This is a genomic window from Serratia sp. X10 (assembly GCF_017811775.1).
In the GTDB taxonomy this organism is placed as follows: Bacteria; Pseudomonadota; Gammaproteobacteria; order Enterobacterales; family Enterobacteriaceae; genus Serratia; species Serratia ureilytica.
In genome coordinates, this window is record NZ_JAEIOH010000002.1 from 846732 (window position 1) to 861235 (window position 14504).

Below are 14504 nucleotides of genomic sequence, written 5' to 3' on the forward strand. Positions count from 1 at the left end.
AATGCAAGGGAGCGCGGTTCTGAGGCGCTATTGGCAACATAAAGTCATGGCCTCAGATCGGCGTCGGATAATTATCCACGACGCTTCCTAATAAATACTTCTTATCGAACCGTTTTGACCGCGGGGGAAATGATGTTCGGCTACCGCTCTGCATCGCCAAAAGTACGTCTTACTACCGACCGGATGGTGGTCCGTTTAGTGCATGAACGGGACGCCTATCGTCTGGCGGACTATTATGCCGAGAACCGGACCTTTCTCAAACCCTGGGAGCCGGTGCGCGATGAAAGCCATTGTTATCCGTCCGGCTGGCAGGCGCGCCTGGGGATGATCGCTGAAATGCAAAAGCAGGGCAGCGCCTACTATTTTATCCTGCTCGATCCGGAAGAGCAGGAAGTCCGCGGCGTGGCGAACTTCAGCAACGTGTTGCGCGGTTCGTTTCACGCCTGTTTCCTCGGTTATTCGCTGGGGGAGAAATGGCAGGGGCAGGGGTTGATGTTCGAAGCCTTGCAGTCCGCCATCCGCTATATGCTGCGCCAACAGCGCATGCACCGCATCATGGCCAACTATATGCCACATAACCAGCGCAGCGGCGCATTGCTGACGCGTCTGGGATTCGAACGCGAAGGTTACGCCAAAGATTACCTGCTGATCGACGGCAAGTGGCAAGACCACGTTTTGACGGCATACACCAATAAAGAGTGGCTACCCCCACGTTGAGGCCAAACGATGAAATATGAATTGAACGCCAAAGAGGCCCGGGTCATCGGCTGCCTGTTGGAAAAACAGGTGACGACGCCGGACCAATACCCGCTTTCGCTTAACGCCATTACCCTGGCCTGTAATCAAAAGACCAACCGCGAGCCGGTGATGGATCTGAGCGAAAGCGAGGTGCAGCAACTCCTCGATCTGTTGCTGCGCAAACATTTCCTGCGCACCCTCAGCGGGTTCGGCAATCGGGTTGTGAAATACGAGCAGCGGTTTTGCAATTCCGAATTTGGCCAGCTGAAGCTCTCTCCCGCCGAACTGGCGGTGATCGCCACCTTACTGCTGCGCGGCGCGCAAACGCCGGGCGAGTTGCGCACGCGCACCAACCGAATGCACGAGTTTAGCGATGTCAGCGAGGTTGAACAGGTGCTGCAGCAGCTGGCCACCCGGGAAGATGGCCCGTTTGTGGTGCGCCTGGCGCGTGAGCCCGGCAAGCGCGAAAGTCGCTTCATGCATCTGTTCAGCGGTCAGGTTGATGAGGCGCCGCCGGCGCTCGAGCCGGAGGCCGACGACGAATTGAGCGCCAGGGTCAGCGCGCTGGAAACTGAAGTGGCGGAGTTGAAACGGCAAATGCAGCAACTGTTGGCGAGAGAGACGAATGACTAAATTGCGTGTGGGTGTAGTGGGATTGGGCGGCATCGCGCAGAAAGCGTATCTGCCGATCCTTGGGCAGGCGGCGGACTGGACGCTGGTGGGCGGCTTTTCTCCCAATCAACAAAAGGCGCAGCCGATATGTGACAGCTATCGCATGGCCTGTTTCCCTCGTCTGGACAGCCTGGCCGAACAGTGCGACGCGGTCTTTGTCCACAGCAGCACCGCCAGCCATTTTTCGGTGATTGGCGAGCTGCTCAACCGTGGCGTGCATGTTTACGTCGATAAGCCGTTGGCGGAAACGCTGGAGCAGGGCGAGCAGTTGCTCGAGCTGGCCGAGCGGCGGGGCAAAACGCTGATGGTGGGATTCAACCGCCGTTTCGCGCCGCTTTATCAGCAGCTCAAGCAGCAAATGAACCATCCTGCTTCCATTCGCATGGATAAACACCGGGCGGACAGCGTCGGCCCTCAAGACCTGCGTTTTACCCTGTTGGATGATTACCTGCATGTGGTGGATACTGCTCTGTGGCTGGCTGGCGGGCGTGAGCAACTGCTGAGCGGCAGCTTGCGCGTTAACGCCGCAGGCGAAATGCTGTATGCCGAACACCACTTCGCCTGCGGAGACACGCAGGTGACGACCAGCATGCATCGCCGCGGCGGCAGCCAGCGCGAAAGCGTGCAGGCGGTGACCGACGGCGCGTTGTATCAGTTGACAGATATGCGTCACTGGCTGCGTGAAGATGTGCAGGGCGAGCTGGAGCAGCCGGTGCCGGGGTGGCAAAGCACGCTGGTGCAACGCGGTTTCGACGGGGCGGTGCGGCATTTCCTCAGCGCCGTCGCCAATCAGAGCGCGCCGGAAACCGGCGGCGAGCAGGCGCTGGTGGCCCAGCGGTTGGTCGAGCGTTTATTACGCGATAACTCTATGTAACATATGGCGGTAGCTATTCTTTTCCGGATGCGTAAACTGAGCCGATTGTTTCACTGACGCCTGCTGTTGCAGGCGTTGATATTTACGGTACCTATCAGACAACCACATGAACCTACTCAAATCCTTGGCTGCTGTCAGCTCGATGACGATGTTTTCGCGGGTGTTGGGCTTTGCCCGCGATGCGATCGTCGCGCGCGTGTTCGGGGCCGGCATGGCAACGGACGCCTTCTTCGTGGCGTTCAAACTTCCTAACCTGCTGCGTCGTATCTTTGCCGAAGGCGCATTTTCGCAGGCTTTCGTGCCGATCCTGGCGGAATATAAGAGCCAGCAGGGCGAGGAAGCGACGCGCACCTTTATCGCCTATGTCTCCGGGCTGTTGACGTTGGTGCTGGCGGTGGTGACGGTGCTGGGGATGCTGGCCGCGCCCTGGGTGATCTATATCACTGCGCCGGGCTTTACCGATACGCCCGACAAGTTTGCGCTGACGTCGGCGCTGCTGCGCATTACCTTCCCCTATATTCTATTGATTTCGCTGGCCTCGCTGGTGGGGGCGATCCTCAATACCTGGAACCGTTTCTCGATCCCGGCCTTTGCGCCAACGCTGCTTAACGTCAGCATGATTGGCTTCGCGCTGTTCGCCGCGCCGTATTTCCACCCGCCGGTGCTGGCGCTGGCGTGGGCGGTGGTGGTCGGCGGCGTGCTGCAACTGGGCTATCAGCTGCCGCACCTGCGCAAGATCGGCATGCTGGTGCTGCCGCGCATCAAATTGGGCGACGCCGGGGTCTGGCGGGTGATGCGCCAGATGGGGCCGGCGATCCTTGGGGTGTCGGTCAGCCAAATCTCGCTGATCATCAACACGATCTTCGCATCGTTCCTGGTGTCCGGCTCGGTGTCCTGGATGTACTATGCCGACCGCCTGATGGAGTTTCCTTCCGGCGTGCTGGGCGTGGCATTGGGCACCATCCTGCTGCCGTCGCTGGCCAAAAGCTTCTCGAGCGGCAACCACGACGAATATTCGCGCCTGATGGATTGGGGGCTGCGCCTGTGCTTTCTGCTGGCGCTGCCGAGCGCCATCGCGCTGGGTATTTTGGCCAAACCGTTGACCGTCTCGCTGTTCCAGTACGGCAAGTTCAGCGCCTTTGACGCGGCGATGACGCAACGCGCGCTGGTGGCTTACTCGGTGGGGCTGATGGGGCTTATCGTGGTTAAGGTGCTGGCGCCGGGCTTTTATTCGCGCCAGGACATCAAAACGCCGGTCAAGATCGCCATCATTACGCTGATCATGACGCAGGTGATGAACCTGGCGTTTATCGGTCCGCTGAAGCATGCCGGCCTGGCGCTGTCGATCGGTTTGGCGGCCTGCCTGAACGCCGCGCTGCTGTATTGGCAGCTGCGCAAGCAGAAAATCTTCCAGCCACAGCCGGGTTGGGCGCTGTTCCTCACCAAGCTGGTCATCGCGGTGCTGGTGATGTCGGCGGTATTGATTGGCGCGATGTGGCTGATGCCGGCCTGGGATCAGGGCAACATGCTGGAGCGTTTGCTGCGCCTGGCGGCGGTGGTGGTGGCCGGTGTGGTAGCCTACTTCGGCGTGCTGGCCGGGTTGGGTTTCCGCCCGCGTGATTTCGCGCGCCGGGTCGTCTGAGCCGAGTGAAAGCGTAAAAAAAAGGTCGCCACGGCGACCTTTTTGCTTTTCCGCGCGGCGCGGTTTACATGCGCTCGACGGTTTCGATGCCCAGCGTATCCAGGCCGGTTTTCAGCGTTTTGGCGGTCAGCAGCGCCAGCTTCAGGCGGCTCTGACGGGCTTCTTCGCTGTCGGCGTTGAGGATCTGGCAGTGCTCGTAGAAGCCGGAGAACAAGCCGGCCAGATCGTACAGGTAGCTGCACATGACGTGCGGCGTGCCTTCACGCGCGACGGCGGTGAGCACCTCTTCGAACTGCAGCAGGCGAGTGGCCAGCGCAATTTCACGCTCTTCGGTCAGGGTCAGCGGCAGCGTCAGGCTGCTTTCGTCAATTCCGGCGCGTTTGAATACCGAGGCCACACGGGTATAGGCGTATTGCATATAAGGCGCGGTATTGCCTTCGAAGGCCAGCATGTTATCCCAGTCGAAAACATAGTCGGTGGTGCGGCTTTTCGACAGATCGGCGTATTTCACCGCGCCGATACCGACCACGCGAGCGATGGCCTTCATTTCGTCTTCCGGCATGTCCGGATTTTTGCCGGCGATCAGCTGTTCGGCGCGTTCGATGGCTTCATCCAGCAGATCGGAGAGCTTCACGGTGCCGCCTGAGCGGGTTTTGAACGGCTTGCCGTCTTTGCCCAGCATCATGCCGAACATGTGATGTTCCAGCGAGACGGACTCCGGCACATAACCGGCTTTGCGCACGATGGTCCAGGCCTGCATCAGGTGCTGATGCTGGCGGGAATCGATGTAATACAGCACGCGATTGGCACCCAGGGTCTCGTAGCGATACTTGGCGCAGGCGATATCGGTGGTGGTGTAGAGGTAGCCGCCATCCTTTTTCTGGATGATGACGCCCATCGGGTCGCCGTCCTTGTTCTGGTATTCGTCGAGGAACACCACGGTGGCGCCTTCGCTTTCCACCGCCAGCCCTTTGGCTTTCAGATCGGCGACGATGCCCGGCAGCATCGCGTTATACAGGCTTTCGCCCATCACGTCGTCTTCGGTCAGCGTGACGTTCAGGCGGTTATAGGTCAGCTGGTTTTGCGCCATGGTGATGTCGACCAGCTTGCGCCACATTTTCAGGCAGTATTGATCGCCGCCCTGCAGCTTCACGACGTAAGCGCGTGCGCGCTCGGCGAACTCGGCGTTTTCATCGTAATGCTTCTTGGCTTCGCGGTAGAACTGCTCGAGATCGGACAAGCCCATATCGCTGGCGTTTTCATTCTGCATTTTTTCCAGGTAGGCAATCAGCATGCCGAACTGGGTGCCCCAGTCGCCGACGTGGTTGGCGCGGATCACTTTATGGCCCAGAAACTCCTGAGTACGCGCGGCGGCGTCGCCGATGATGGTGGAGCGCAGGTGGCCGACGTGCATTTCTTTCGCCACGTTCGGCGCGGAATAGTCGATAACGATGGTTTGCGGTTCAACCGGCGCAATGCCCAATTTCGGTGCGTTCAGCACCTGGTCGGCCTGGCGGGCGACCCAGTCGCTGTTCAGGAAGATATTGATAAAGCCGGGGCCGGCGATTTCCACTTTACTGGCGACGTCGCCGAGATCCAGCAGTTGCACCACTTTTTCCGCCAGCTGACGGGGCGGCATGCCCAGCTTTTTGGCGACTGACATCACGCCGTTGGCCTGGTAATCACCAAACTGCGCCTTGGCGGATGGGCGGACCTGCGCTTCGCAATCGGCTGGCGCGCCAGCGGCGATCAGCGCCTGGCTGACTTTATCTGAAAGAAGAACCTGAATATTCACCGGGTTACCTTAATGACGAACGAGGGGCCGAAACCAGCCCCCGAGGGATTCAACGGTGGTGGCCAACGGCGCGCGGGCGGCGGCGACCTCCACAAAACAGCCTGCAATTGTAACCGATCTGAGGGAGCCCGTCAGCAGTTGGCGCGACCGCAGCGATGAAACAGTTGCGGAGGCGCGCGTTATTGCCGTGGGGGTAAAAGATGGACAGCCGAGAGAAGATATACGGTGGAAAAAATGAGGGGCTAGCGTTTTTTATTGCGGCGACCGGAATCCAGCGTATTGGTGCTGCGAGATTTAAAATGACGGTAGATGGCGTATACGGCGATAATTATCAACACCAAGGATATCGTCAGCAATAACATAATGTTCATCTCTAATTTAAATTTCCTCCAAAGTAGCCGAGTTGAGTGGGTGAATCAATTGCCCGGCATTAAATTAAGATAATCCTTACTTTTTCATCGTTTTTTGTACGGAATTCTCTTTGTTTACAATTGGTTAAGCTTCTGGCTTTGTGTGATTTATATAAGTGGGCGAGGTTTGATTAAGCGAAAAAAATCAATCGACTTAGCCCGCAGGTAGAGGAGGGCTTTGTGCAAAATAACTTAAATCTTACTGTCATAAGGAAATGATATGATGGTCTGCGAAAAATCCTATTTTTACTTGGTTGCCGAATTAATGAGCTGCCATCTTAATAAGCGCTGGTTTTTTCGTCCTCCATCCAGAACCGAAAATTATGCTGTACTGCCGCTGAAAAAGCTCGCCACTCTGGCGAGCGCCGTCGCCACCGTGTAAATTACGGCGTTTAACTTTGCGCTCGTTGTTTTGAGGTTTCTATGACCAATCCCTTGCAGGCCATTGCCGAGCTTGACGATCTGAGGCTCGACCTGCCGCGTTTCGAGCAGGCGTTGCAACAATTCGCCGCCAGACTGCAGCTTGACCTGTCCTCGTTTACCGCCGATCACATTTCCCTGCGCTGTCACCAGAACGCTACCGCCGAACGCTGGCGCCAGGGATTGATGCAGTGCGGGACACTATTGTCCGAATCGATGATCAACGGGCGGCCTATCTGCCTGTTTGATTTACAGCAGCCGCTGGCCGTGGGGCCGTGGCGGATAGATTGCGTCGAGCTGCCGTATCCCGGGGAGAAACGGTATCCGCATGAAGGGTGGGAACATGTCGAGCTAGTGCTGAGCGGCGATCCGCAGACGTTGCACGCCCGCGCGTTGAGCCATCTTGCTGATGAAGCGTTGCTGGCGCCGGGGATCAAACTGAAGCAAAGCTCGCCAAAAGGCGAGGGCGAGCGGTTGCCGAACCCGACGCTGGCCATCACCGATGGAACGGTCACGATCAAGTTTCATCCTTACTCCATTCGGGACATTGTCGCCAGCGAGCAAGGCTAGTCGAACAGCGTGGCGCAGGCCCGCGCCATGCGATCGAGCGCTTCATCGAGCAGCGCCCGCCGGCAACCGAAGTTCAGTCGTACAAAGCGCCGATCGCCGAAATCCAAACCGGCGCTTAATCCAACGCCCGCGCGTTCGAAGAACTGATGCGGATTGTCTACCGGCAATGCGCCGCAGTCGATCCAGGCCAAATAGGTGGCTTCAATCGGCAACAACTTCAATCCCGGCATGGCGTTGATGCGCTCTGTCACCCGATCGCGATTGGCGCGCAGATAAATCAACTGCTCGTCCAGCCAGGGTTGCCCGTATTGATAGGCCGCTTGGGCAGCAACCAGCGCCAGCAGATTGACCTCCGGCACGATGCCGCTGCGCGCGCGTTTCAGCTTTTGTCGCAGCGCCTCATTAGGGACGATCGCCATCGAGGCGCCCAGCCCGGCGAGATTAAACGCCTTTGACGGCGACATCAGCGTCACGCTGCGCTGGGCCGCGTCTTCGTTCAGAGTGGCGAAAGGAATATGCCGTGCGCCGGGTTCAAGCAGCAATTCGCAGTGGACTTCATCCGAACAGACGATTAAATCGTGCTCGCGGGCGAACTGATGGTGCTGCGACAGCTCTTCTCGACGATAAACGGTGCCACCGGGATTTTGCGGGTTGCACAGCAGCAGGAGCTTCTCATTGCCGCTGAGCTGCCCATGCAGCGCGGAAAAATCCAGCACCCAACGTTGGCCTGTTGCCGCCAGCGGTACCGAGAGGTGCTTGCGCCCGGCGAATTTGGCCGCTTTGCGAAATGGCGGATAAATGGGGCTGGGCGCGAGCGTGCTCTGATGTTGTTCGGTGAAGGCGCGTACGCACAGGTTCAAGCCGCACACCAGGCCGGGCAGGAAAAGGATCCATTCAGGCTTGATGTGCCAGCGGTAGCGCTCTACCATGCGGCGGGTAAAAACCTCAAGAAGATCGGGGGATGGGTGCGTGTAGCCGAACACGCCGTGCGCCACGCGCCGCTGCAAGGCTTCGATGACCGCCGGCGGGGAGGCGAAGTCGCTGTCGGCGACCCACAGCGGAATGATGTCGCGGTCGCGATATTTATCCCACTTAACGCTGTCACTGTGACTGCGGTCTACCCATTGATCAAAATTGAATGCCATAGTTACAACCCTGAGCCGGTTTATGCCTAAGCATGAGCCTACGTGAGAAATGAAGAAATGAACAATTGCCGCCGTATGTTGGCCGTTATCTGGGGGTGACAATGATAAAACTGGAAGTTTGTTGCTTTAGCGTCGACTGCGCGCTAACGGCCGAACGGGCGGGCGCCGATCGTATCGAGTTATGCGCCAGCCAGAGCGAGGGCGGATTGACGCCGAGTTATGGCACGCTGCGTTTGGCGCGGGAACGGGTTTCGATTCCGGTTCATCCGATCGTACGCCCTCGCGGTGGTGATTTCTGTTATGGCGCGGTGGATTTCGAAGTGATCAAGCAGGATATCCGCCAGATCCGCGAGTTGGGATTCCCCGGCGTGGTCGTCGGCATGCTGGACGAAGAAGGGCATATCGATCTGCCGCGCATGCGCGAGGTAATGACGTTGTGCGAGGGGATGGCCGTCACTTTCCATCGCGCATTCGACATGTGCCAAAACCCGATGGTGGCGCTGGAGCAACTGACCGACCTGGGCGTGGCGCGCATTCTGACTTCCGGTCAACAGCAGAGCGCGGAACTGGGCCTGCCGCTGCTGCGTGATTTGCGTCAGGCCAGCCAGGGCCCGGTGATCATGGCGGGCGCTGGCGTGCGTCTGAGCAATTTGCACAAGTTTGTCGATATCGGCCTGGATGAATTGCACAGCTCTTCCGGCCATCTGGTGCCATCGACCATGCGTTACCGCAAGGCGGGGGTCACCATGTGTTCCGATAATGAGTTTGATGAATTTAGCCATTATTGCGTGGATGGCGAAATGGTGGAGGCGATGAAAAACGCGCTGGCCTTGGTTGACCCCTTGGCGCAAAGCGCATAAACACGCAGCTAACCGCGTTTGATAACCGGTTTCCGGGCCGTAAGACCCCTTTGCGTGTCGCTGAGCCTTCGGCGATCACGCAAGTACCAGGCCCCGGCGTTTTGCCGGGGCTTTTTTTATTTCACACTGATGCCAGACGGTAGTTCGCGCATTACGTAAAGAGTCTATACGATTTGTTTATGAATTGATTAGGTTAATTCATCATGTACCGTGCATTACGAAATATGACTCTGCTTCATTTCGTGTATGTTCTCATACGGCGTTCGGAAAACGCATTGTAAGGGAAATATTTGCGCCGTGATGATAATCCGCGCTGCTTTGGTCTCGTGAAACTTGAATTCGCCTGCGGTGTCGGTGGAAGGGTGATGTTTTCGAATACGGGCCAGGAACTCATCGAAATACTCAAGATTATCTGTATTCAAGACGGCATTGGTTCATTCGTAAAATCAATTGTTAATATTAATTGCGGTGTCAGCTAAATGGTTTTATGGGCGATGAAGAGATGTTCGTCTCAGACTGAACCAGGGCTGATTCGTAAGGGTATAGATATTTCACGGGCTTTTTCCCCCAGATAAACGTACTCATCACCACAACCATCGATGAAGTGTTCTGTCAGGTGCGTTCGGAGTATGAAAAGCCCATAATATTAAGTAAACATTAATTTTCCTGTATAAAGTATATAGAAGCGTATATCAGCATTAGAATCTGTTTATCTGTGAATTCAATCCAATAAATTAGTCAATAAACCCAATGAGCTTGCTATTTTTAGAAAAAACATCTGATAGATTCCATAGGCACACCTATAGCCGAATGAAAACTTCATGTTGCAGGTTTATGTGGGTTTGGCGTTTTACATAATTTTGATTGCGTGCAAAATAATTGCTAAAAACCATCGTTTGCGCTTGTGTTTTTTCATTGGGGTAATTAGATTTTGAATAAACGCGCCGGGCGTTCGAGGCATTAAAATTAATAAGTGCTTCCTCACTCAGTATTGGGTAAGTCAAAAATAGTATTTCTGAAATCTTTGTAGCTCCATATAAAACCGGCGACAAGATGAACGCCTCCCGGGACGGGAAGGCGATACATTGCTTTCTGCGATAAGTTGGGTTTCTGAATCTGGTAAATTTGTGCAAATATGGATATCTAAACATGCTTTCCAACTCTCTTTCTATCGAATCACTGCATATGCAGTTTAAAACCCTGCGCCAGCAGCTGGCGACAGGACAATTTAGCCCGCTGGAGGCATTTTTCGACGATGCCGCTGCTGAGTGGCTGGATACCCCGCGTCGCGCCTATGGTTACGGCTGGTATATGACGCGCTTTATCGAGGGGCCGTTGTCGTTGCCGTTGCCGTTGCCGGATATGCTGGCTCAGTTGCAGGCATGGTGCGAGAGTTCGCCGGCGTCATATCATGCGCACCTGCTCTACGGCCAAGCCTGGGAGTGTGCGGCCGAAAAGATACGTACGACATATTGTGCAGACTATGTGGAGCAGGCCCAATGGGCTGGCGCGCAGATGGCGCGCGACCACGGGCTGGCGGCCTACCTACGGGCCATCGCCCTGCATCCAAGACCGGCCATGGCACTGCATCGCATGATGCGTTTGTGCGCCTATCTGGGAGAGCCGAGATGGCTTCTCGACCTCGCGCAAGGCTTGGTTCCGATTGGCCATGCCGCGTTTCAGGCGCAATGGCATCCAAAAACCTGGGAAGATGGCCTGGCACTGTTCAGAGAGTATGGTGACGGCCTGGCGGACATTCCAGAAGCGCTTCCGCCAGGCTTGCCGCCGCGTGCGCCGGGGGAACTGGAGGACGGCAAGACTTACTGGCTTCGCCTTGCGCTGGCGGCTCGCCCCGGCGACAGCGATGTGTTGGGAGATTATCTGTACTTTCTCTACCCGCGTTGGGGGGGAAGCCATGCCGAAATGGACGCCTTTATCGAAGGTCCTGTCTGCGCCAGTTTGAGCGAGCGGGAGCGCGACGAGTTGCGTTTCGACCAGGCGTTAGACTATCTCGGCTCCCGGGCGTACCCGGATACAGACGACACCGAGCGTCTCAACGCATTCGCCGAGGAGTTCGAGCGCTGCATACAACTTGATCTTTCGCCGTTGAGCCGGGGGCGAGCGCTGTGTAAGTATGCTGATTTTCATTGCTCGCTGGCTCGCAGCGAAGATGGCGGTGAGGTGTCTTGGGATCGAGCCCGGCTGCAACGTGCCTACGACCTGCTCACCGAGGCCATGGCATCCGTTCCCGCCGCAGTTGACCTCACCGAGGCGGCCTACCCGAACACGCTGTATATCCTGCAGGCCTGCCTATGGTTCAACCGCATGCCCGATACTCAGGACCTTTTGAGGCAAGTCCTGGATCGTGCCGTTCGCTGGGGCAACGACTGCGAGGCCCAACTGCTCGCCGCCATCGGCAGTCGGTTCGGGCTTTTCGGTATCGAGCCGGGTGCTTATGACCATACCGAGCTTATCGATCGGGCGTTGGCGTCAACAGAGTCGATGATCAACATCACCCAACTCGGCTCTAATCTTTGGGATTATGTTCCTCAAGAAGCCGTGATGTTCCTGTGGCAGGAGTGTATCGCGCGTGGTAATGGCGATGGTTACATGGGCATGAGCGAGCTGTATGCCGGCAAGATAGACCCTGCATTCACTCCCATCGACGAAGCACTCTCATTCCAGTGGTTGCGTCAGGCCGCCGAGGCGGGGCATCACATCGCCCGCTGCAATCTGGTGTATAAGCTTACCGCCGATGACCAACCATTGAACGCTGCGCAGTATGCGCAGTGCAAAGAATGGATTGAAGATGTCTGGGAGAACTCTGCGCGGGGCTCCCGGCTTGAATCTGCGGCGGCGGTGAACCTTGCCAGGTTGATGATGTATGGCGATATCGAAGAGGATCGCCGTGCTAGTCTGGATAAGGTCCTTGCCTGGATGTGGGCTGAAGACGATGAGCACGACCAGCGTGTAGCTGCGCACAGCTATGCAATTGCTTTTTTGGAGGGCAGGGGCTGTGCACCGAATCGATACCTGGCGAAAATCTGGATTGATCGCGCCTTGGCGATTTCTCCCGATGATGAGCGCTATCTCAGCCTGGCGGACAATATCTATCGGCGCGGCACTTTCCTCGGCGCCTGGCGGGCTGCACTCGATTTTCGCAGGGATCGTGGGCGCATCGATGACCGTGTACGTCATTTGACCTTCGGCAGAGGAGAGCTTGATTTTGCCTGATAAGTCCCTGGGGAATGGCGCAGATAGCTCGCCGTCGCTTACCAAATCGCTTGAATTGACACATTGGCGAGAGCGCTTGCGCGTTTGGTGTTGGTTGGCCATCGGATATGTAGCCATTGCTGGACTGGCGCTGCTTCCCATCCTGGCTTTGCTGGGATTGGCCCTGTACGTGTTCCCATGGTTGCAAGGGGCTGCAATGGCGCTATTGATCTTGGTGGTCATTTTCTATGGCATCGCGTTCTTTCGGGCGCTGCAGCGGCCCGCTGAATATGGCTTAGAAGAAGCGCTGGCGCTGCGAAAACAGGATGCTCCTGGGTTGTATGCCCTGATAGATTCGGTTCGCGATTGTATTGGCGGCCCGAAGCTGAGCAGGGTAATCCTGTCCAAACGATTGAACGCGAGTATCTCGCAGCGCGCGTCTTTTCCTTGGTTAGGTAAGACTCAGCAGACGATGGAAATCGGGCTGCCTCTGTTGTGTCTGCTGCCTGTCGGGCAGGTCGGCGCGATCATCGCTCATGAGTTCGGCCATCTGATGGGAAAACATGGATTGCTCAATAAGCGCATTCAAGACTTGCGTCAGCTACTGATCCGACTTGAGGAAAATCTTGCTGAGTTCGGCGAGTCTTCATCGCTCTATTGGCGTTGGTTTCATCGAGTTTCCTGTTCTTGCCTGCATCTATTTCTGCGTTGGTATGTTCCTCGCCTCGACGCCAGGTCATTCGCCGTCCAGCGGGCAGGCGAGTATGTGGCCGATCAGGTGGCTACCCGTTGGCGTGGCGGGCGGACCATCATTCAGGCGCTATATTCGCTGGAGTTAGCCGGATGCTATCTGCACCAGGAATTTTGGCCTCTTCTATGGGCCGAAGCCAGATACTCGTCCATGCCATGCGGAGCCCCTTTTTCTCAACTCACCTCGGGGAAAGGCATCGGCGACTTGGGGCCGGAACAGGCCACGGAATGGATTTATCACGCCTTGCGTGCGCCCACCGGCGAGGAAGATACGCATCCGTCGTTGCACGATCGAGTGTCCCGACTGGGCGCAAATACTAGAACCTTGAGAGGCTGCTCTCTTATTGGTGGCGTTCCTCATCAGTTGTTTTCCGAGCCATTCCTACAGGATGCGGCGGCGAAGATGGATGCGCAATGGTTGAAGAATGCGGAGCCGGACTGGGCACACCACCACCAAGACTGGAAAGAAACTGTTGCTGCGTATGAATCCCTGCGCTTACGGGCCACAACCCAGCGCTTGTCGGCCAGGGACTGGCTGGCCATGTCGGACAAGAGCAGACGGTTGGGTGCTCACTCTTGGGTGGAAGAGTTGCAACAGGCGCATGCGCTGGCGCCCGACAATCCCGATGTGCTCTATGCTATCGGCCTGGCGCGTCAGGAACAGGGCCGGCTTGAGGTGGCCGCTGAATATCTGCAGCAGGCGATTGAGCAGGATCCGATGGAAACGCTGCGCTGCTCGCGCGCGTTGACGCGCCTGAGCCTGGCGCGTGGCGACATGCTGACCGCAGCACGGCATCGCCTGCGCGCCGATGCCGCCGCCAGGCTCCAGAAGGACATCGACACGGAGTTTGGCACGGTTTATGAAGGCGATGATCTCGCGCACCATGGGCTGCCCTTGTACCGCATTCGTCAGGTAGAACGGGATCTGAGAGCCATTTCCCACTACGCCGAGCAGAAATGGCTGGTCAAAAAGCAGTCGCGTATCGACGGTGGATTCAGCCGGTATGTACTCGTCGTGGTGACCGGAGTCCGGGGGTGGCGGTATGTGTTGGATCGCCTGCTGATGCGTGGTGGTCGCCGACAGGAAATCTGCCAAAGAATGGCTGCCAACCTCAGCCCGAACCTGCCAACGGTGCCTCTTTGGCATTTTTGCACGGCAGAGACTCCACTCGCCCAAAGGTTGGCAAAGAGTGAAATGCTTCCTTTGAAGTAGTTGCCTCTGATCTAAGCGGGTACGAGACGCGAAAGTCGTCACTCGGAGGAAGCAGAAGCAGCCAGGCTTCCATTCGAGACTGTAGCCCTTGTCTGGTTGTGAATCTCGGCGGTGTGACGTGGTTGCGCTTTGGGTTTATGACCGTGAGATTCCAGTGAAAGTAATTGCAATAGCACTGTTGTGTGGATTCTGCGCTCTTAAA

At 56.9% G+C, this 14504-nt stretch carries 12 protein-coding genes; 10 read left to right on the forward strand and 2 right to left on the reverse strand.

From position 1 onward, the window contains the following. Positions 1 to 132: 132 nt before the first annotated feature. From rimJ to murJ, 4 genes are all read left to right on the forward strand, one after another. Entirely contained in the window at positions 133 to 717 is a 585-nt protein-coding gene (gene rimJ / locus J9788_RS09435; RefSeq protein WP_033644290.1) for a ribosomal protein S5-alanine N-acetyltransferase, read from the forward strand. A gap of 9 nt (positions 718 to 726) precedes the next feature. After that, positions 727 to 1371 (forward strand): YceH family protein, encoded by a 645-nt coding sequence (locus J9788_RS09440; RefSeq protein ID WP_094142743.1) that lies wholly within the window; start codon positions 727 to 729, stop codon positions 1369 to 1371. Next, complete coding sequence (locus J9788_RS09445) at positions 1364 to 2284, forward strand: Gfo/Idh/MocA family protein (RefSeq protein WP_182264306.1); 921 nt, start codon at positions 1364 to 1366, stop codon at positions 2282 to 2284. The genes J9788_RS09440 and J9788_RS09445 overlap by 8 nt, the downstream gene beginning before the upstream one ends. A 106-nt stretch (positions 2285 to 2390) precedes the next feature. After that, complete coding sequence (gene murJ / locus J9788_RS09450) at positions 2391 to 3926, forward strand: murein biosynthesis integral membrane protein MurJ (RefSeq protein WP_182264307.1); 1536 nt, start codon at positions 2391 to 2393, stop codon at positions 3924 to 3926. Between the two features lie 64 nt (positions 3927 to 3990). Here murJ and argS read toward each other — a convergent pair whose 3' ends face one another. Further along, positions 3991 to 5721, reverse strand: coding sequence for an arginine--tRNA ligase (argS, locus tag J9788_RS09455; RefSeq protein ID WP_182264308.1), 1731 nt, complete (start codon positions 5719 to 5721; stop codon positions 3991 to 3993). 200 nt (positions 5722 to 5921) lie between these two features. On the opposite strand from argS, the gene J9788_RS09460 reads away from it, so the two are divergent. From J9788_RS09460 to J9788_RS09470, 3 genes are all read left to right on the forward strand, one after another. Then, positions 5922 to 6080 carry a hypothetical protein gene (locus J9788_RS09460; RefSeq protein WP_182264309.1) on the forward strand — a complete coding sequence of 53 codons (159 nt, stop codon included), beginning with the start codon at positions 5922 to 5924 and terminating at the stop codon, positions 6078 to 6080. A 271-nt stretch (positions 6081 to 6351) separates the two neighbouring features. Next, complete coding sequence (locus tag J9788_RS09465; RefSeq protein WP_161796296.1) at positions 6352 to 6513, forward strand: hypothetical protein; 162 nt, start codon at positions 6352 to 6354, stop codon at positions 6511 to 6513. A gap of 41 nt (positions 6514 to 6554) precedes the next feature. Beyond that, complete coding sequence (locus J9788_RS09470) at positions 6555 to 7121, forward strand: VOC family protein (RefSeq protein WP_033643364.1); 567 nt, start codon at positions 6555 to 6557, stop codon at positions 7119 to 7121. On the opposite strand, the gene J9788_RS09475 is transcribed toward J9788_RS09470, so the two are convergent. Continuing rightward, positions 7118 to 8266 carry a MalY/PatB family protein gene (locus tag J9788_RS09475; protein WP_182264310.1) on the reverse strand — a complete coding sequence of 383 codons (1149 nt, stop codon included), beginning with the start codon at positions 8264 to 8266 and terminating at the stop codon, positions 7118 to 7120. The genes J9788_RS09470 and J9788_RS09475 overlap by 4 nt on opposite strands. A 101-nt stretch (positions 8267 to 8367) precedes the next feature. Here J9788_RS09475 and cutC point away from each other — a divergent pair, with 101 nt between their 5' ends. The 3 genes from cutC to J9788_RS09490 all read left to right on the forward strand — a co-directional run bounded on the left by cutC (position 8368) and on the right by J9788_RS09490 (position 14302). Beyond that, on the forward strand, positions 8368 to 9126 hold the full coding sequence (gene cutC, locus J9788_RS09480) for a copper homeostasis protein CutC (protein WP_182264311.1): 759 nt from the start codon (positions 8368 to 8370) through the stop codon (positions 9124 to 9126). A 1149-nt stretch (positions 9127 to 10275) separates the two neighbouring features. Continuing rightward, complete coding sequence (locus J9788_RS09485) at positions 10276 to 12360, forward strand: DUF4034 domain-containing protein (protein WP_182264312.1); 2085 nt, start codon at positions 10276 to 10278, stop codon at positions 12358 to 12360. Then, positions 12353 to 14302, forward strand: a complete 1950-nt coding sequence (locus tag J9788_RS09490) for a M48 family metallopeptidase (protein WP_182264313.1) — start codon at positions 12353 to 12355, stop codon at positions 14300 to 14302. Before J9788_RS09485 ends, J9788_RS09490 begins: the two co-directional genes overlap by 8 nt. Positions 14303 to 14504: the final 202 nt, after the last annotated feature.